This is a genomic window from Amycolatopsis granulosa (assembly GCF_011758745.1).
In the GTDB taxonomy this organism is placed as follows: domain Bacteria; phylum Actinomycetota; class Actinomycetes; order Mycobacteriales; family Pseudonocardiaceae; genus Amycolatopsis_E; species Amycolatopsis_E granulosa.
The window spans coordinates 4,522,028-4,539,377 of record NZ_JAANOV010000001.1 but is presented as its reverse complement, the minus strand read 5'-3'; the positions used below and the strand labels follow the sequence as shown (position 1 = coordinate 4,539,377).

Here is a 17,350-nt window from a genome sequence, read left to right as displayed (position 1 = left end):
TCGAGCGACGAGCAGTGGGAGAACCGGGTGATGCCCGGGCACTCACCCACGGCCATCCGGGCATCACCCCTCCCGGAGCAATCTCAGGCGGTGATCTCCTTGCGGCTCTCCCCGCTCTCGACTGCGATCTTGCGCGGCTTGGCGGCCTCGGCGACCGGGATCCTCAGCGTCAGCACACCCGCCTCGTAGTTCGCCTTGATGTTCTCGGTGTCCAGCGTGTCGCCCAGGAAGAGCTGCCGGGAGAACACCCCGAGCGGCCGCTCGGCCACCTGCATCTCGACGTTGTCTCCAGCACCAGCGGGACGCCGCTCCGCCTTGACGGTCAGCACGTTGCGTTCGACGTCCAGCTCGATCGCGTCCGGGTCCACACCGGGCAGGTCGAACACCACGACGAACTCGTCCCCCGCGCGGTAGGCGTCCATCGGCATCATCGCCGGGCGTGACCACGTTCCAGGCCCCTGGCCGAACACCTGCTGGGTCAGGCGGTCCAGTTCGCGGAAGGGATCAGTGCGCATCAACATCTGGGTCACACCTCCTCGGGTCCGGTATCTCCTTGGCGTTGACGTCGCACACCACAGTTATAGCGCGTCGTCCTCCGGTTGACAATACCATCCGTCATCGGGATGATGACATTCGTGCCGCCCTACGAAAACATGCAGGACGCAGTGAAACTGCTGGAGGACGTGCTCGGCGAGGACGCCGGCGAGTACGACCCGGCGGAGGTGCTCGCGGCGCTCCGCGTACTGCGAGCACTGCGCGACGAGTTGACGGCCTGGGAGCCGCAACTCATCAAGGCCGCGCGCGACGCGGGAGTCAGCTGGGCGGAGCTGGCGCCGGCGCTCGGCGTGGCCAGCAGACAGGCGGCCGAGCGTCGTTACCTGCGGCTCCGGGATGCCACGGGCAGCGGCAACACGGCCGATCAACGAGTACAGGAGACACGTGACCGCCGCGCGGAGGAGAAGGCAGTCACCCGATGGGCGCGCGAGAACTCGGCTTCGCTGCGCCGGCTGGCGGGGCAGATCAGCGCATTGGAGGGAGTGCCGGGAGTCGGACGGGTCCGGCGGGCACTGGCCGAGGACGACGCCTCGGCACTGTTGTCGCCGCTGGCCGGGGTCAGCCGGCACCTCGACCAGGTGTACCCCGAACTGGCCGTGGAGGTGACGGCCTTGCACGAACACATGGACCGGGTCCGCCGGGAGACCCAGGAAAGGAGACAGTCGTCGCGCACGACCAGCAGTTCCTGACCGGTCGCCCATGCCGCCCGTGACGGGACAGGCCGGGTAATAGCGGCACACCAAGTGCCACGGCAGGTCGAGCGACAGCGGCAGGCCAAGTGCCACGGCGAGTCGAGCGACAGCGGGACGACGAGCGGCAGCGGCAGCCCTCAAGAACTGCGGGCGGATGAACGCCAGGCCCCTCGGCGACGAGCTCCGGTGCGGGGTAGCGGCCCGGCAAGAATCCGCGCACCAGCGTCGGCTCGCACCCTCCCGTGTGAGCCGTGACAGCGGCCGACCATCCGGCAGCGCATGCTCGAAGGCAGGTACACAGCTCCGACCACAGCAAGGAGGCATCGACGCGACTTTCTGACAGCCCTAGACGTCACCGAACTGCGGGAATCAGCGCCTGAGCCCGGGAAGCAACTCCCGGACGCGGGAGGGGCCCGCCATGGGGAGCTTTGACGAGCGCGGCTCGGGCGATCCAGGCCTCGTCACTCACCGGGCCGGACGAGGGCGGACCGGCGCGGGTGCGGCACATCCGCAACGCGGTGCGTGCACCTGAGCAGTGCGTACACCTGGGCGATCAATACACCTGGACAGGTGCCCGGCGAGGGTGAGGCGCTCCTGGGCAGCGTGCCCGGCGAGGGGTAGGGCGCTCCTGGGCAGGACAAGGGGTGGGGGTGCTGCTGGGCGGGACGGTGCGGCCGCCAGACGTCGAGCCCCTCCGACCGGGATGAGCCCAGCAGGACGGAGGTGATCATGCTTCCGCCACCGACCCAGCTGGATCGGCGGGTGACACCGGCCGTCAGGGAGCCGCTTCCACCGGCGACTTGTCTGCGGGCGCAGGTTGCACCGGGACGGAGATGTCGAGGCGCGGGACCGCGGGTGGCTGGCCTTCGGCTCCGGACTCACCGGGCACCGCCGTCTCAGGCCGTGGTTCCTGGCCTTCTTCGTGAGCGGAGACGCTGTCCTGCGAGGCTTCTTGCGAGTCCGGCGCACCTGGTGCGGTTTCCGCCCAGAGCGGAGTCGCCTCGGCCAGGAGGGCGTTGACCGCACGGAGCCTGGTGGCTGTGTCCTCGCGGATCTGGGTCAGCTCGGCGACCTTGGCAGCAGCTTCCTCGGTGCGGCGGCGTGCCTCGGCGGTGGCTTCGGCCAGCAGCCGCTCGGCCTGGGCGCTCGCCCTGGTGACCTTGTCCTCGGCACGAGCGGTCGCCGACGCGACCAGCGAGCTCGCCCGGTCGGTGGCTTCGGCGACCATCGCATCGGCACGCCGAGTCGCGTCGGACAGCCGGGAATCGGCATCGGCGAGCTTGGCGTCGGCACGCGCGGTGGCCTCGGCGAGGAGCTCATCGGCCCGGGACCGGGCGTCGGCGGCCAACTCGTCGGCCTCGGCGGTGGCCCGGGCGACCAGGTCCTCGGCCCTGGCGCGGGCGTCGGCCTCCTGCTTCGTGGCCTCGGCCCGCAGTGTGCCGGCCTCCTCGCGGGCCGCGCTCAGCGTCTGTTCGGCTTCACGCCGCGCCGACGTCAGCGTCTCCTCCGCTTCGGCGCGGGCGGAGGTCAGCAGCTTGTCGGCCTCCTTGCGCGCGGAGCTGACCAGGTCGTCCGCCTTCGCGCGAGCCGAAGCGACCGTGGCTTCGGCTTCAGCACGGGCGGAGGCAAGCAGGTCGTCGGACCGGGTCCGGGCGGACGCGACCAGCCGGTCGGCTTCGGCGCGGGCCGAGGTCAGGGTCTCCTCCGCCTCGGCGCGGGCCGAGGTCACGGCCTCTTCGGCGTCCGCGCGGGCGGTCGTGAGGAGCTTGTCGGCGCGGGTCTGGGCGGTGGTGACCAGCTCGTCGGCCTTGGCACGCGCTTCGGCTTCACGTTCGGCGATGGCGCGGAGCGACGTGGCGCGGCGCACCGCCATCGCCTCTTCGAAGTCCTTTTCCACCGCGGCACGGCGGCGGGCGGCCTGCTCGTCCAGCTTGTGCCTGCTCTCCGTGGCCTGCCGGGTCATCAGATCCACCTCGGCCTGGGTACGGCGCATCAGCTCGGCCTGCTCCTCGGCCATCTGCCGGCGGCGGGCGTCCAGTTCGGTTACCAGACGCTCGTGCCGCTCCCGCAGCCGCCCGGCCGCCTGCTCGGCCGCGGCCCAGCTCCGTTCGGCCGCCAGCCGAGCCCGCTCGGTGACCTCGGCGGCCTCGTCCTCAGCCAGCTCCACCATCCGCAGCAGCCGCTCGGTCAGCCCCTCCGCGTCGATCGGGCTCCGGCTGATCCGGTCGATCTTCTCCCGCAGGCCGTCGTTTTCGGAGCGCAGATCCTCGAGTCGAGCGGCAAGACGCTCCACGGCGGCGGCCGCCGCGTCGCGATCAGCTATCACCATCCGCAGGTCGGCCTCCACGGCGTGGACGTACGCCTGCACCTGCCGAGCATCGTAGCCTCGCCACGAGCGGTCGAAATCCGTCCGCAGTGGCACCAGATCCTCGCGAGCGTCCACGGCCGTCATCCGCACCTCCCGAAGAGACTGTCCTCAATGGACAAAGCTGAAAGCCTGCCACCAACCAGCATCCTCTCATCCGTGCCCGCCGTCCACTCGCTGGGGCGGGCGAATGCAATTTTTCCGTGTGACGCTCGTGGAACCGCGTCCGGCTTCACCCGACGGCGCGCTCCGGCGCCACCTCCGGGCGGCGAGAACGCCGCTGTGCCACCGCGAATCGGTTCGCGGGTTCACAGCACGCCGCACCACAGCCGGCCCTGGGCGCCCCGATGCGGCGAGCCGCCCGCGCAATGGCGGCCGCACCCTTCCGGCAAAACCGACGCGCACCGTCGGCACTGCGTCGCCATGAATCGGTTCCTCGCAGGCATGGGTGCGGTGCGCCGGCGCGGATGGGGAAGGACACCGGCTGCCGGGACGGTGCGGCGAAACCCTAGCCGAGCGCGATGAACTGGCAAAAGCCGGTGCTGCCGACCGAAGCGGCACCACGAGGAAGACGCCCGCCGGCCGGGGCGGGGCGGGCCGGTCGCGGCGCGGTTCGGGCAGCGCGGCCGCACCGGGCCCGCGTGGTACCGGCGGCTTGTGCCGCGCCGTTTCTCGTTGCGGGTGTGGCGGCGTCGTTGGCGCGCTGCCATGCGGTTGCCCTCCGCCATCCCCGCATCTCGCGCCGGCCGGGCACCCTCGGTTCCCATGCTCCCGGCCGACGGTGCCGCGAAAAGGGTCAAGTAGGTGTTGAGGTCGCCAACCCGCCGACGACCGCCGCGTGGTGCGGTGGCCAGCGGAAATCGCTCGGTGGGAGGCTCCGTGACCGGGCGACCGGTATCCGGGCCGGGCACCCGGTGCTTGCCGCGCGCGGGGTTGGGGCCACACCGTAGCCTTGCCCGGTGACGGAGACCGAGGGGCAGGACCACGAGCGCGTCATCGCGGGGCGGTATCGGCTGCGGCGGCACATCGGCGGGGGCGCGATGGGCGTCGTCTGGGAGGCGAGCGATCAGCTGCTCGACCGGACCGTTGCGGTGAAACAACTCCTGCTCCCGCCACGGCTCACCGCCGACGAGGCCGAGCAGGCCCGCAAGCGGTCGTTCCGCGAGGCCCGCCTGGCCGCGCGGTTGCAGCACCCGCACGCCATCACCATCTTCGACGTGGCCGATGACGACGGCCGGCCCGTGCTGGTGATGGAGTACCTGCCCTCCCACAGCCTGGCCGAGGTCCTCGCCGAGCGGGGCAGCCTCCCGCCCGGCGAGGTCGCGCGCATCGGCGCCCACGCGGCTTCCGCCCTGGCGGCGGCGCACGCCGCCGGGATCGTGCATCGCGACGTGAAGCCGGGCAACATCCTGCTCGGTGCGGACGGCACGGCCAAGATCACCGACTTCGGCATCTCGAAGGCCGCCGACGACGGCACCCTCACCGGCAGCGGACGCTTCGCCGGCACCCCCGCCTTCCTCTCCCCGGAAGCCGCCCGCGGCGAGCAGCCCGGCCCGGAGTCCGACGTCTATTCCCTCGGCGCCACCCTCTACACCGCCGTCGAGGGCCGCATGCCCTACGGCGACCTCGACAACCAGATGGCGCTCCTCTACGCGGCCGCCGCCGGCCGGGTCGCCCCGCCGGAGCAGGCCGGGCCGCTCACCGGCGTGCTCACCCGGATGCTCCAGGTGGACCCGAAGGACCGCCCGACGATGCCCGAATTGGCGGCGGAGCTGGGCAAACTCGCCCTGATGACCGCCGGTACCGAGGTTGAGCCGGTCCCGCCGCCGAGACCGTCCAGACGGAGATCCACCTACGTCGGTGCCGGGCTCGCCGTGGTCACCGCTCTCGTGGTGGCGCTGGTGGTCCTGCTGCCCTCGTTCCGCGGCGACACCCAGGCCCCCGCCGACACCGCCGGCACCCTGCCGTCCACCAGCACCCTCCCGACTGGCAGCAGCGCCCCGCCCTCCCACCGCGTCACCACGGTGACCGAGACCGTGAGCGTCCGTCCCAGCCCGGCCACCGCCTCCGCGGCCCAGGCCGTCAGCGACTACTACGCCCTGATGCCGGGCGGCACCGACGCCGGCTGGGCGCGCCTCGGCCCTGCCTTGCAGGCGCAGGGCAAGGCGAGCTACGTGAACTTCTGGTCCACGATCACCGCGGTCACGATCGTCGGTGGCCCCCGGCAGATCGACGACGGCACCGTCGAGGTCACGCTCGACTTCGTGAAGGGCAGCTCGCACTCGCGGGAACGGCACCACCTCGGCATGATCCAGCGCGACGGGAAATGGCTGATCAACACCGACACGCTGGCGGGCAGGTAGCCGGTGGCGGCACCCGGGAGCACGGCCCCATGGCACCCGCCGCACCCGCGGCGCGGGCATGATGCCGCTGCGGCAGCCCGGCAGCGGCCAGCCGGCACCGGGGCGCTGGACGGCTCCCCGTACCGGAAAGCCGCCCGCGCCACCGGGGCACCGTGGTCGCCGTCAGCGACGCCGGCCCGATTCCGCCTCAGGGCAGGTAGTACATCGGGTTCGGCAGCTTCACCGGCCGCTCGGCGTGACCGCCTTCGAGGTCGCTGTACTGGTCGCCGAGGTTGAGCACGATCGTCGACCCCAGCGACTCGATGTGTGCCCGCGTCCCGGACTTGTACTGCACCGTGGTGCAGGTCAGGCCGCACGACAGGTAGTCCGGCGCGGCGGTCTCCGGTTTGAAGAACGCGGCGGCCGGCGCCGGATAACCCTCGTTGGCCAGGTTCTTCAGCGAGGCCGGGCCCTGGTGTTCCTTGCGGCCGGTCAGGAAGTAGACCTTGACCCCGCGCTGCGCGGCCCAGTTGGCCAGCTCGAGGGTCGGCTGGATCGCCGGGAACGCCCCGTCCGCGATGGCCTTCTCCTGCTTGACCGGGTCGAAGCCGAAGTCGTTGTCCGCCTCCCAGCCGTAGGTGACCTCGGAGGTGTCGTCGATGTCGAGCACGATCGCCGGGTTGCGCACGCCCTGCTGGAGGCGGACCGCGAGGTAGCGCCGGGCGCCGTCGACCTGCCGCCGCAGGTCGGTGGCCCACCGGCTGTCGCCGGACTCGTGGTGCTTGCCCTCGGCGTCGATCCGGTCGCCGTAGTAGGCCTTGACGTCCAGCTTGACCTGGCCGAGGTTGACCGGTTCGTGGCCGCCGCCGGAGGTCGCCAGCGCGGTGGTGCCTCCGGCGATGGCCGCGCCGACCACGGCCGCCGCGGCCAGCTTCACCAATCCGGTCATCTTCTTGCGGAACATGCTTCCTCCCCGTGGACTGTGCACGAGGCGAGAACCTACCGGGGAACCCGTTCCGCGCGACAGAGGAAGAAGTGCGGAGTCCGGCCGATGCGGGTGAGCACCACCGTGGCCTCCTCGGCGCCGGTGAGCTTGAGCCGCTTGCGCAGGGCGTCGGGGTCGACGTCCAGACCACGGACCAGGATCTCCAGCCGCCCCACGCCGCGGGCGCGCAGCAGCGTGCGCAGGGACTTCTCCTGGTAGTGCCCGTGCTCGGCGACCCGGAACGCGCGCACACCGGGCGGTGGTGTGTGCCCGGTGAGGTAGGCGATGCGCTCGTCGAGCTGCCACAGCCCGTGCCGGGCGGCGTAGTGCTTGACCAGGCCGGCCCGCACGACGGCGCCGTCCGGATCGACGATCCACTCCCCGGGTGCGGCCGCGCCGACGTCGTCCGGGTCCCGGTCGGTCACCGTCCACCGCGACCCGTCCGAGCGCAGCACCGTGGCGCGGCGGCGCGCGGTGGCCAGCCCGGCACTCCACACGCACGCCTCGCGAACCTGCCCGTCGAGGGAGACCAGCTCGATCTCCGCCGCCCACGGCACCGCGGCCGGATCGAGGCCGGGTGCGCACTTCACGGCCAGGTCGCGGCCCGCGTACACCTCCGCGAGCGCGTCCAGGGGCGGGGCGAAGTCCGCCGGTCGCCAGGTGCGCCGGCCCGCGGAGTCGCGGCGGGCCGGGTCGGCGACGATCACCGCGTTCCGGGTCACCGGTTTCAGCGCGTCGGCCCGGACCACCGGCACGTCCGGGCAGTTGTGCCGGGCCATCGCCAGCCGCACCGGGTCCAGGTCGGAACCGACGCAGCGCCGCGCGATCCGGCCCAGTTCCGCCAGGTCGGCGCCGATCGAACAGGTCACGTCGTGCACGTCCCGGCCGGCCAGCCGGGCGGCCCGGTGCCGCGCGACCGGCGGCACGCTGGCCTGCTGGAGCGCGTCGGAGGTGTAGAGCCAGTTCGGGTCGAGCTTGCCCTTGCGGCGCAGCAGCACGGTCTCCAGCACCGGCGCGAACCGCTCGCCCACGAGCTTGCGCACGGCCGCCACGTCCGCGACCCGGCCGGTCAACGGCAGCGCGGCGACCGCGGCCAGCGCACGCGCGCCGTCCGCCGAGCGGAGGAAGGCGACGTCGTCGAGGGTGAACGCGTAGGGCACTTACGGCTTGGTGCCGGTGATCATCACGTTGTAGAACAGCTGCCGCGGCAGGACCTTGGCCAGCACCTTCCGGTCCAGTGCGGACAACCGCAGCCACAGGTGGTAGGCGAACATCCGCCACCGCACCGTCAGCTTCTCCGCCGGCACCGCGGCCTCGAACGTCCGGATCGGCCAGCCGGCCAGAGCGGCGCTGAACTCCTCGGTGACCGCCCGGACGTCCACCGCACCGGCGCCGAGCGCCATCCGCTCCAGCTCCGACGGGTCGAACGTGTGCAGGTCGACCACCGCCTCCAGGGCCGCGGCCCGGGACGACTCGTCCAGCTCCTCCTGCGGGCGGCGCCAGCCGCTCAGCGCCGGGGCCTTGGTGATGTTCGTGGTCAGCCACCAGGTCAGCTGGCCCAGCTTGCGCGCGTAGAAGTTGCCGATCTTGGTCGGCTCACCGGCGAACACGAACCGGCCGCCCGGCTTGAGCACCCGCAGCACCTCGCGCAGCGCGCCCGGCACGTCCGGGATGTGGTGCAGCACCGCGTGCCCGACCACCAGGTCGAAGCTGTCGTCCGGGTACGGGATGCGCTCGGCGTCGGCGACCCGGCCGTCCACGTCCAGGCCCAGGTTCCGCGCGTTGCGCAAGGCGACCTGCACCATGCCCGGCGAGAGGTCGGTGACGAACCCCTTCTTGATCACGCCGCCCTGCATCAGGTTGAGCAGGAAGAAGCCGGTGCCGCTGCCCAGCTCCATCGCGGTCGGGTAGGGCCGGCCCGCCTCGCCGGCGACCGCGGTGAACACGTCGGTCGCGTAGGAGATGCAGCGCTCGTCGTAGGAGATCGACCACTTCTCGTCGTAGGTGCCGGCCTCCCAGTCGTGGTAGAGGATGTTGGCCAGCTTGGGATCCGAGTACGCCGCCTGGACCTCTTCCTCGGTGGCGTGCGGGTTCGGCGCGGGATCGGCGGTCACGTCACTTCCCCTCGAAGGTGGCCTTACCGGGACCGTTCTCCACGAACGAGGTCATGCCCGTGGTCTGGTCCTCGGTGGCCCACAGCGCGGTGAACAGCTGCGTCTCCAGCTTCAGGGCGCCGGCCAGGTCCATGTCGAGGCCACCGTCGATGGCGGCCTTGGCCTGCGCGAGCGCGACCGCCGGGCCGTTCACGAACTGGCCCGCCCACTTCTGCGCCGCCGAGTAGACGTCGTCGGCCGCGACCAGCTGGTCCACGATGCCCAGCGAGAGGGCTTCCTCGGCCTTGGCGAAGCGGCCGGTGAACACCAGGTCCTTGGCCTTGCTGGGGCCGATCAGCCGGGACAGCCGCTGCGTGCCGCCCGCGCCGGGGATGATGCCGAGCAGGATCTCCGGCTGGCCGACCTTCACGTTGTCACCGGCGATCCGGTAGTCCGCGCCCAGCGCCAGCTCGAGCCCGCCGCCCAGGGCGTAGCCGGTGATCGCGGCGACCACCGGTTTCGGGATCGCGGCGACCGCTGCCACGGTGTTCTGCAGCTTGGCGCCGAACGACCGCATCTCGACGTAGGAGCGGGTGACCATCTCCTTGACGTCGGCGCCACCGCAGAACGTCTTCTCGCCGCCGTAGAGGATCACCGCGCGGACGTCGGCCCGTTCGGTGGCCTCCTGCGCGGCCACCGCGAGCTCCGCCGTGACCTGCCCGTTGATCGCGTTGACCGGGGGCCGCTCCAGCCGGATCGTGCCGATCCCGCCGTCCACCTCGAGCCGAACGAACTCGCCCACGCTGGCATCCTCCTTGATCGTGCGGTGCCTACCGGCTGGTAGGGATTGACCTTACCGGCGACGCGCGAAGAAGCGGTCACCCGAACGCTCGAGCACCAGATCCTGGTCGAACGTCTTGGACAGGTTCTCGGCCGTGAGGACGTCCTCGACCAGGCCCGCGACCACGGCCTGACCGTCACGCAGCAGCAGCGCGTGGGTGAAGCCGGGCGGGATCTCCTCGACGTGGTGTGTGACGAGGACCATGGCCGGCGCGTCCGGGTCGAGGGCCAGCTCGGACAGCCGCGCCACCAGGTCCTCGCGACCGCCCAGGTCCAGGCCCGCGGCCGGCTCGTCGAGCAGCAGCAGCTCGGGATCGGTCATCAGGGCGCGGGCGATGAGGGTGCGCTTGCGTTCGCCCTCGGACAGGGTGCCGTAGTCGCGCTCGGCCAGGTGCCGGATGCCCATCGCGGCCAGCAGTTCCGCGGCGCGGCCGGTGTCGAGCTGGTCGTACTGTTCGCGCCACCGGCCGATCACCGCGTACCCGGCGCTCACCACGACGTCGCTGACCTTCTCGTCCCCGGGCACGCGCGCGGCGATCGCGGCCGAGCTGAAGCCGATGCGCGGGCGCAGGTCGAAGATGTTGGTGCGGCCGATCTGCTCGCCCAGCAGGTGCACCGTCCCGGTGGTGGGGTGCAGCTCGGCGGCCGCGAGCCGGAGCAGAGTGGTCTTGCCCGCGCCGTTGGGACCCAGCACCACCCAGCGCTCGTCCAGTTCCACGGACCAGTCGAGGCCGGCCAGGAGGTCGGTGCGCCCGCGGCGGACCCCCACCCCGGCCATGCGCACCACGAGATCGTCAAGGTCGTTCGGCTCGCTCACGAGCCCATTGTGGCGGCCGGGCGTGGCCGCGGTCCCGCCGCCCCCGTACCACTTGGTGGGACGTCACAACCGGTGACCCCGGCGCCGTGGCAGTATGCGCTTCGTGAGCACCTCCCGGTTCCGTCGGCGCCGCTTCTGGCGCAACCGTGCCGTGGATCTGGTGCTGGTCGCGTCGTGCGGGTGTAGCCCGACGCGGCAGGGTCGCTGACCTGCCGCGTCTCGCCCCGCCGTTGTTCACGCGACCAATCCGGGAGACCGTCATGACCCAGTCCGTCCTGCGCCCGTCCGAGATCCACCCCCGCCTGGCCGGGACCGCGCTCGACGAACTGCTGCACCCCGAACGACTGATCTGGACGCCCACCCAGCTCGCGGGCCTCACCCGCACCGTGACGCTGGATCTCGGCGAGCGGATCGCCGGGTTCCTGCACTTCGACGAGGACCGGCGGTGGTGGGCACGGCTCGCGCTCACCGAGGGGCTCGAGCTGTGGGTGCTGACCTGGCTGCCCGGGCAGGGCACCAAGCCGCACGACCACGGCGGCGCGGCCGGCTCGTTCGCCGTCCTGCGGGGCGAGCTGGCCGAGGAGTACCGCTACCCGGGCGGCCCGGTCCGGCAGCGGGTGCACGTGGCCGGCGACGGAATCGGATTCGGTGCCGGGCGGGCGCACCGGGTGACCGGCGCCGCTGCCGGCGGTTCGGTGAGCATCCACGCCTACTCGCCGCCGCTGGTGCCCACCCGGGAGTACGCGAGCCTGGACGACGTGCCCGCAGAGATCCCGCCGCTGCCCGGCGTGCTGCGCTGATGACCGTCGACGAGATGCTGGCGGCCGCCCGGTCCGCGCTGGACCGGGCGGAGCCCGCCGACGCGTGGCGCTTGCAGGCCGAGGGCGCGCTGATCGTGGACATCCGGCCGATCGCCTACCGCGTGGCCGAGGGTGAGATTCCCGGCGCGGTGCCGGTCGAGCGGATCCACCTGGAGTGGCGCCTCGACCCGGCGAGCGAGCACCGGCTGCCCGGGGTGCACGCGGACCTGCCCGTGATCGTCGTCTGCAACGAGGGGTACGCGTCGAGCCTGGCCGCCGCCGACCTCCGGCGGCTCGGGTTGTCCCGGGCCACCGACCTGGTGGGCGGGTTCCGGGCCTGGCGGGCGGCCGGGCTGCCCGTGCGGCCGGGTGGCACCCCGGCGGTTCCCTAGGCGCCACCGGCCGCCGGCCGGTGGCGCCGCCTGCACCGTCCGAAGTCGACGGTGCGGGCGACCGCGGGGACCCGGGGTCAGGCGAGCACCACCTTGCCCAGCTCCGCCGGGGTCGCGAGGAGGTCGTGCCGCGGCAGGATCCGCACGGTGTACCCGAGCGAGCCCGCCCGCGGCAGCCGCACGGTCGCCACGTACTCGCCCTCCTGGGCGGCCACCATCGGCACCGTCACCGGCTCGGCGAGCTCGTCCGTGTCACCGACGCGGCCCACCACCGTCTGAACCTCCACTTCGGACGGCGCCAGGCCCGCCAGGTCGACCTTCGCCCGCACCCGGACCTCGTCGCCGACCACCAGGCGCTCCTGCGCCTCCACCGTCAGCTCGGTGTCCAGCACCCGCACCTGCCGCCACACGGTGTCGATCCGGCGCCGGTACGCCGCCAGCGACCGCGCCCCGGCGTAGCCGTCCGCGGCCGCCGCCGCGCTCGTCACCGCCGCCGGGTGGTACGCGGTCTCCACGTACTCCCGCACCATCCGCGACGCCTGCACCCGCGGCCCCAGCACGTCGAGCGTGTGCCACACCATCGACATCCACCCGCGCGGCACGCCCGCGGCGTCGCGCTCGTAGAACAGCGGCGCCACCTGCTGCCCCAGCAGGTCGTACAGCGCGGCGGACTCCAGCTCGTCCCGGCGCAGCGGGTCGGTGACACCGTCCGCCGTCGGGATGGCCCAGCCGTTGCTGCCGTCGTAGCACTCCTCCCACCAGCCGTCCCGGATGGACAGGTTGAGCCCGCCGTTGAGGGCCGACTTCATGCCCGACGTGCCGCACGCCTCCAGCGGCCGGGTCGGGTTGTTCAGCCAGACGTCGCAGCCGCGGTAGAGGTAGCGGGCCATCGACATGTCGTAGTCGGGCAGGAACACCATCCGCCGCCGGATCGCGGGATCGTCGGTGAACCGGACGACCTGCTGGATCAGTGCCTTGCCGCCCTCGTCCGCCGGATGCGACTTGCCGGCCACCACGATCTGGAGCGGCCGCTCCTCGTCCAGCAGCAACGCACGCAGCCGCTCCGGATCGCGCAGCATCAGCGTCAGCCGCTTGTAGGTCGGCACCCGCCGCGCGAACCCGACCGTCAGCACGTCCGGGTCGAACACCTGGTTCACCCAGCCCAGCTCCAACGCCGACGCGCCCCGCTGCAACCACGCGTTGCGCACCCGGCGGCGCACCTCGAGCACGAGCTTCTGCCGCAGGTCCCGCCGCAGCGCCCACAACTCCTCGTCGGACACACCCATTTGACTGGGCAGCTTGCCGTCGTGCCCCCACGCCTTGTGCTTGCCACCCAGGAGCGCGGTCAGTTCACGCGCCACCCAGGTCGGCCCGTGCACCCCGTTGGTGACCGACGAGATCGGCACCTCGGCGTCGTCGAAACCGGGCCACAGCCGCGCGAACATGCGCCGCGACACCCGGCCGTGCAGCTGGGACACCCCGTTGGACCGCTGCGCGAGCCGCAACCCCATGTGCGCCATGTTGAACATGCCCGGGTTGTCCTCCGCGCCCAGCGCGAGGATCCGCGGCAGCTCCAGGCCGGGCAGCAGGCGGCCGTCCCCGAAGTAGTGCTGCACCAGGTCCACCGGGAACCGGTCGATGCCGGCCGGGACCGGCGTGTGCGTGGTGAACACCGTGCCGGCGCGGACCGCGGACAGCGCCTCGTCGAAGGCCAGGCCGTGCTCGGCGATCACCTCGCGCGCCCGTTCCAGGCCGAGGAACCCGGCGTGGCCCTCGTTGGTGTGGAAGACCTCCGGCTGCGGGTGGCCGGTCAGCTCGCAGTACCGCCGCACCGCGCGCATTCCGCCGATGCCGGCCAGGATCTCCTGCCGGATGCGGTGGTCGGCGTCGCCGCCGTAGAGCCGGTCGCTGACCCGGCGCAGGTCCTCGTCGTTGGCGTCGACGTCGGTGTCCAGCAGCAGCAACGGCACCCGTCCGACCTGCGCCTGCCACACCTGCGCGTACAGGTCGCGGCCACCGGGCATGGCGACGTGCACCAGCACCGGCTCGGAGTCGGGGCCGGTCAGCAGCTCCAGCGGCAGCGCGCTGGGCTCGATCACCGGGTAGTGCTCGACCTGCCAGCCGTCCAGCGACAGCGACTGCCGGAAGTACCCCGACCGGTAGAGCGGTCCCACGCCGATCAGCGGCACGCCGAGGTCGGAGGCCGCCTTGAGGTGGTCGCCGGCGAGCACGCCGAGACCACCGGAGTAGTTCGGCAGCGCCTCGTGCACCCCGAACTCCATGGAGAAGTACGCGATCGCCGCCGGCGCCCGCTCCCCTTGCGGGCGCTGCTGGTACCAGCGGCGCTCGGTCAGGTAGCGGTCCAGGTCCTCGGTCATGGTGCGGGCGCGGGTGAGGAAGTCCTCGTCCGCGGCGAGCTCCTCCAGGCGGGCGGGCGACACCGCGGTGAGCATCCGCAGCGGGTCCCGCACGCGACGGAACAGCTCGTCGTCCATCGACGCGAACAGGTCGCGGGTCGGCGGGTGCCACGTCCAGCGCAGGTTGGTGGCCAGCGCGCGCAGCCCGGCCAGCGGCTCGGGCAGGCTCGCGCGGACGGTGAACCGGCGGATTGCTCTCATGAGGATCGACGATATCGGTAAGGTGCGCTGCGACAAGCATGACGAACATCGAGGGGGCCGGGTGCGGCGATCGCTGGTGGCGCTGAGCGGGGTGCTGGCGCTGGCCCTGACCGGGTGCGGTGGCGGCACTTCCGCGCTGACCACCGAGGGTGACGTGGCCGGCCTGCCGATCACGCACTTCGACAGCGGCCTCAAACGGGACGCGCCCGACCCCGACCTGAACGTGATCAACGTCAGCGACGACGAGGCCGACCGCATCGCGGTCGCCACCATCGCCGACGTCGAGGACTACTGGTCGGACGTCCTGCCGTCCGGCTTCGGCGTTGCTTTCCGGCCGGTGAAGTCCCTGCTGTCCTACGACTCGGCGGGTGCGAACCAGCACAACGGCTGCGGCGACACCAAGGGCAACGCCAACGCGTTCTACTGCAGTAGCGACGATTCGGTCGCCTGGGACCGCGGCGCCCTGCTGCCCGCGATGATGGACAAGTTCGGGCCGCTGTCAGTGGTCACGGTGCTCGCCCACGAGTTCGGCCACGCCGTGCAGTACCGGCTCGGCGACCGCGCCGGCATCACCCGCAGCACGCCGACGATCGTCAAGGAGCAGCAGGCCGACTGCTTCGCCGGCGGCTACTACCGCTGGGTCGCCGAAGGCCGGAGCAAGTACTTCGCCGTGTCCACCTCCGACGGGCTCAACTCGGCGCTGTCGTCGCTGTTCCTGGTGCGCGACGACGCCGGCACCGCGGCGACGGACCGGGCGGCGCACGGCACCGGGTTCGACCGCACCTACGCCTTCCAGATCGGCTTCGAGCGCGGCCCGAAGGAGTGCGCGGCGATGACGATGGACAGCATCCGGCCGCGGCTGACCGAACGGCCCTTCGACGCCGGCGACCGGGACGGTGACCTCAGGGTCGACCGGAACGCGATCACGCTGCTCGGGGCGAGCCTCGACCAGGCGTTCGCCGGTGCCCAGGTGCCGGCGCCGCGGATCGCCGACGACGGCGGTACCTGCCCGGGTGGAGCGTCCACCCCGCCCGCGTCCTACTGCGCCGACGGCAACACCGTCAGCATCGACCTCGCGGCGCTGGCCGAACTGGGCCGCCCGGTCGACCAGAACGGCGAGTTCACCGGTTCCGGCAGCGGCGGGCACGGCGACTTCGCGGCGTTCGCCGAGGTCGCCTCCCGGTACGCGCTGGGCATCCAGAAGGGCGTGGGGGCGTCGCTGGACAACGCCAACGCGGGATTGCGGACGGCCTGCCTGGTCGGTGCGTGGGCGGCGGTGGCGGCGAGGCCCGGCCAGCAGCTCCGGTTGTCCGCCGGGGACCTGGACGAGGCGATCTCCGACCTGCTGCGGCCGGATTCGCTGGTGGCCGCCGACGTGCACGGCAAGCCGGCGGCCGGCGGGTTCAACCGGGTGGAGGCCATGCGGACCGGGTACCTGCAGGGCTCGCAACCCTGCTCGCAGCGGTACGGCTGATCCCTCCCGCACCGGGTGCGGGAGGGAAAGCGCCGGGTCGGTCAGAACAGGGCCGAGGCGAGATTGCGCCGCGCCACGGCCACCCGCTCGTCGGCCGGGTCGAAGAGCTCGAAGAGGCTCACCAGGTGCTCGCGGACGCGGTTGCGGTCCGGGCCCGCGGTGCGCCGCACCGCTTCGATGAGCCGGGAGAAACCGTCCTCGACCTTGCCGGTCGCCACCTCGTAGTCGGCCGCCGCGAACTGGGCCTCCAGGTCGTCGGGGGCCGCGTCGGCCCGGGCGACGGCCGACGGGTCGGCCTCGGCGGCGCGGGCGGCGAACCGGACCTGCGCCAGTCCTTCCCTGGCCAGGTCGTTGGCCGGCTCGGTGTCCAGGATGCTCTGGTAGGCGGCCTCGGCCGCGGCGAAGTCGCCCCGCTCGAACGCGGTCTCCGCCTCGGTGAACCGCGGGTCCTCGGGCTGCTCGGCGTCCTCCGCGCCGGACGGCGGGATGCCGGGCAGCTTGCCCTGCAGCGCCTCCAGCAGCTGGTCCAGCCACTGGCGGATCTCCGGCTCGGGCAGCGCGCCCTGGAACGCGTTCACCGGCTGGCCACCGGCGATCGCGACGACCATCGGGATCGACTGGACCCCGAAGACCTGCGCGATGCGCGGGTTGGCGTCCACGTCGACCTTCGCCAGCGCCCAGGCACCACCGGACTGCTCGGCCAGCCGCTCCAGCACCGGGCTGAGCTGCTTGCACGGCCCGCACCACTCGGCCCACAGGTCCACCACGACGAGCTGCCGCATCGACCGCTCGACGACCTCGGCCTGGAACGTGGCCTCGGTGACGTCGATGACCGCACCCCCGGCGCCGCCGCCCCCCGCCGGAGCACCGCTGGACGGCGGCGGGGCGTTGCGCTGGGCCTCGGCCCGGGCCTTGAGCGCGGACAGATCCACCGCGCCGGACAGCGCGGCGGACATGGCGGCTGACTTCGCTGCTTGTGCGCGTGGATTTGTCACGCTTCCATCCTGGCATGTACGGTCCGCCGTTTCACCGGAGGTGCTCCTCCAGCCGGTCCACTTTCGCCTCCAGCTGACCGCTGTCGAACCCGGGCCGGATGTCGGCCTTGAGCACCAGCGACACCCGGGCGGCGCCCTCGCCGGCCGCCTGCACCGCCCGCTTCACCACGTCCATGACCTCGTCCCACTCGCCTTCGACGTTGGTGAACATGGCGTTGGTGGAGTTCGGCAGGCCGGACTCGCGCACGACCCGCACCGCACGGGCGACGGCTTCGCTGACCCCGCCGTCCGGGTCACCGCCGGACGGGCTCACGCTGAACGCGACGATCATCGGCTCTCCTCACACTTGTGACACTTTGCGCACTACCCTGCCCCGCCGGTC

15 protein-coding genes are annotated in these 17,350 nt (G+C 72.4%); 5 read left to right on the top strand and 10 right to left on the bottom strand.

Going from position 1 to position 17,350, the window contains the following annotated elements; genetic code table 11:
- Window positions 1–83: 83 nt before the first annotated feature.
- A complete protein-coding gene (locus FHX45_RS22310; protein WP_167105353.1) occupies window positions 84–521 on the bottom strand; it encodes an Hsp20/alpha crystallin family protein in 438 nt (145 codons plus the stop codon).
- 102 nt (window positions 522–623) lie between these two features.
- Between FHX45_RS22310 and FHX45_RS22305 the strand changes: the two genes are divergently transcribed.
- Window positions 624–1,244: a hypothetical protein gene (locus tag FHX45_RS22305; protein WP_243869185.1), complete on the top strand. Its 621-nt coding sequence runs from the start codon at window positions 624–626 to the stop codon at window positions 1,242–1,244.
- A gap of 778 nt (window positions 1,245–2,022) precedes the next feature.
- On the opposite strand, the gene FHX45_RS28475 is transcribed toward FHX45_RS22305, so the two are convergent.
- On the bottom strand, window positions 2,023–3,699 hold the full coding sequence (locus tag FHX45_RS28475; protein ID WP_279588889.1) for a DivIVA domain-containing protein: 1,677 nt from the start codon (window positions 3,697–3,699) through the stop codon (window positions 2,023–2,025).
- Window positions 3,700–4,571: 872 nt separating this feature from the next.
- Here FHX45_RS28475 and FHX45_RS22295 point away from each other — a divergent pair.
- Entirely contained in the window at window positions 4,572–5,975 is a 1,404-nt protein-coding gene (locus tag FHX45_RS22295; protein WP_167105344.1) for a protein kinase domain-containing protein, read from the top strand.
- Between the two features lie 187 nt (window positions 5,976–6,162).
- On the opposite strand, the gene FHX45_RS22290 is transcribed toward FHX45_RS22295, so the two are convergent.
- The 5 genes from FHX45_RS22290 to FHX45_RS22270 are packed head-to-tail and all read right to left on the bottom strand — an operon-like array spanning window position 6,163 to window position 10,650.
- Window positions 6,163–6,903, bottom strand: coding sequence for an HAD family acid phosphatase (locus tag FHX45_RS22290; RefSeq protein ID WP_167109324.1), 741 nt, complete (start codon window positions 6,901–6,903; stop codon window positions 6,163–6,165).
- Between the two features lie 50 nt (window positions 6,904–6,953).
- Window positions 6,954–8,099: a THUMP-like domain-containing protein gene (locus FHX45_RS22285; protein ID WP_167105341.1), complete on the bottom strand. Its 1,146-nt coding sequence runs from the start codon at window positions 8,097–8,099 to the stop codon at window positions 6,954–6,956.
- The gene (locus FHX45_RS22280) at window positions 8,100–9,053 is read right to left on the bottom strand and encodes a methyltransferase domain-containing protein (protein ID WP_167105338.1); all 954 of its coding nucleotides are present in this window, start codon (window positions 9,051–9,053) and stop codon (window positions 8,100–8,102) included. It lies immediately after the preceding gene.
- 1 nt (window position 9,054) lies between these two features.
- Window positions 9,055–9,834, bottom strand: a complete 780-nt coding sequence (locus tag FHX45_RS22275; protein ID WP_167105335.1) for an enoyl-CoA hydratase-related protein — start codon at window positions 9,832–9,834, stop codon at window positions 9,055–9,057.
- Between the two features lie 51 nt (window positions 9,835–9,885).
- A complete protein-coding gene (locus tag FHX45_RS22270; RefSeq protein WP_208407424.1) occupies window positions 9,886–10,650 on the bottom strand; it encodes an ABC transporter ATP-binding protein in 765 nt (254 codons plus the stop codon).
- Between the two features lie 299 nt (window positions 10,651–10,949).
- Between FHX45_RS22270 and FHX45_RS22265 the strand changes: the two genes are divergently transcribed.
- Window positions 10,950–11,489: a cysteine dioxygenase gene (locus FHX45_RS22265; RefSeq protein ID WP_167105329.1), complete on the top strand. Its 540-nt coding sequence runs from the start codon at window positions 10,950–10,952 to the stop codon at window positions 11,487–11,489.
- A complete protein-coding gene (locus FHX45_RS22260) occupies window positions 11,489–11,881 on the top strand; it encodes a rhodanese-like domain-containing protein (protein ID WP_167105326.1) in 393 nt (130 codons plus the stop codon). Before FHX45_RS22265 ends, FHX45_RS22260 begins: the two co-directional genes overlap by 1 nt.
- 77 nt (window positions 11,882–11,958) lie before the next feature.
- Here the strand turns inward: FHX45_RS22260 and glgP are convergent, their stop codons facing one another.
- On the bottom strand, window positions 11,959–14,499 hold the full coding sequence (gene glgP, locus FHX45_RS22255) for an alpha-glucan family phosphorylase (protein WP_167105323.1): 2,541 nt from the start codon (window positions 14,497–14,499) through the stop codon (window positions 11,959–11,961).
- Between glgP and FHX45_RS22250 the strand changes: the two genes are divergently transcribed.
- Entirely contained in the window at window positions 14,498–15,973 is a 1,476-nt protein-coding gene (locus FHX45_RS22250) for a neutral zinc metallopeptidase (protein ID WP_167105320.1), read from the top strand. The genes glgP and FHX45_RS22250 overlap by 2 nt on opposite strands.
- A 41-nt stretch (window positions 15,974–16,014) precedes the next feature.
- Here FHX45_RS22250 and FHX45_RS22245 read toward each other — a convergent pair whose 3' ends face one another.
- Both FHX45_RS22245 and FHX45_RS22240 read right to left on the bottom strand, forming a co-directional pair.
- Window positions 16,015–16,929, bottom strand: a complete 915-nt coding sequence (locus FHX45_RS22245; protein WP_208406045.1) for a tetratricopeptide repeat protein — start codon at window positions 16,927–16,929, stop codon at window positions 16,015–16,017.
- A 70-nt stretch (window positions 16,930–16,999) separates the two neighbouring features.
- A complete protein-coding gene (locus FHX45_RS22240; RefSeq protein ID WP_167105315.1) occupies window positions 17,000–17,299 on the bottom strand; it encodes a thiamine-binding protein in 300 nt (99 codons plus the stop codon).
- Window positions 17,300–17,350 lie beyond the last annotated feature (51 nt).

What these genes read in the sequence shown, in the direction of transcription:
- FHX45_RS22310 (WP_167105353.1), bottom strand. Translation starts at nt 521, where the DNA reads ATGTTGATGCGCACTGATCCCTTCCGCGAACTGGACCGCCTGACCCAG.
- FHX45_RS22305 (WP_243869185.1), top strand. Translation starts at nt 624, where the DNA reads ATGATGACATTCGTGCCGCCCTACGAAAACATGCAGGACGCAGTGAAA.
- FHX45_RS28475 (WP_279588889.1), bottom strand. Translation starts at nt 3,699, where the DNA reads ATGACGGCCGTGGACGCTCGCGAGGATCTGGTGCCACTGCGGACGGAT.
- FHX45_RS22290 (WP_167109324.1), bottom strand. Translation starts at nt 6,903, where the DNA reads ATGACCGGATTGGTGAAGCTGGCCGCGGCGGCCGTGGTCGGCGCGGCC.
- FHX45_RS22270 (WP_208407424.1), bottom strand. Translation starts at nt 10,650, where the DNA reads ATGGCCGGGGTGGGGGTCCGCCGCGGGCGCACCGACCTCCTGGCCGGC.
- FHX45_RS22265 (WP_167105329.1), top strand. Translation starts at nt 10,950, where the DNA reads ATGACCCAGTCCGTCCTGCGCCCGTCCGAGATCCACCCCCGCCTGGCC.
- FHX45_RS22260 (WP_167105326.1), top strand. Translation starts at nt 11,489, where the DNA reads ATGACCGTCGACGAGATGCTGGCGGCCGCCCGGTCCGCGCTGGACCGG.
- FHX45_RS22250 (WP_167105320.1), top strand. Translation starts at nt 14,498, where the DNA reads ATGAGGATCGACGATATCGGTAAGGTGCGCTGCGACAAGCATGACGAA.
- glgP (WP_167105323.1), bottom strand. Translation starts at nt 14,499, where the DNA reads ATGAGAGCAATCCGCCGGTTCACCGTCCGCGCGAGCCTGCCCGAGCCG.
- FHX45_RS22245 (WP_208406045.1), bottom strand. Translation starts at nt 16,929, where the DNA reads ATGTCCGCCGCGCTGTCCGGCGCGGTGGATCTGTCCGCGCTCAAGGCC.
- FHX45_RS22240 (WP_167105315.1), bottom strand. Translation starts at nt 17,299, where the DNA reads ATGATCGTCGCGTTCAGCGTGAGCCCGTCCGGCGGTGACCCGGACGGC.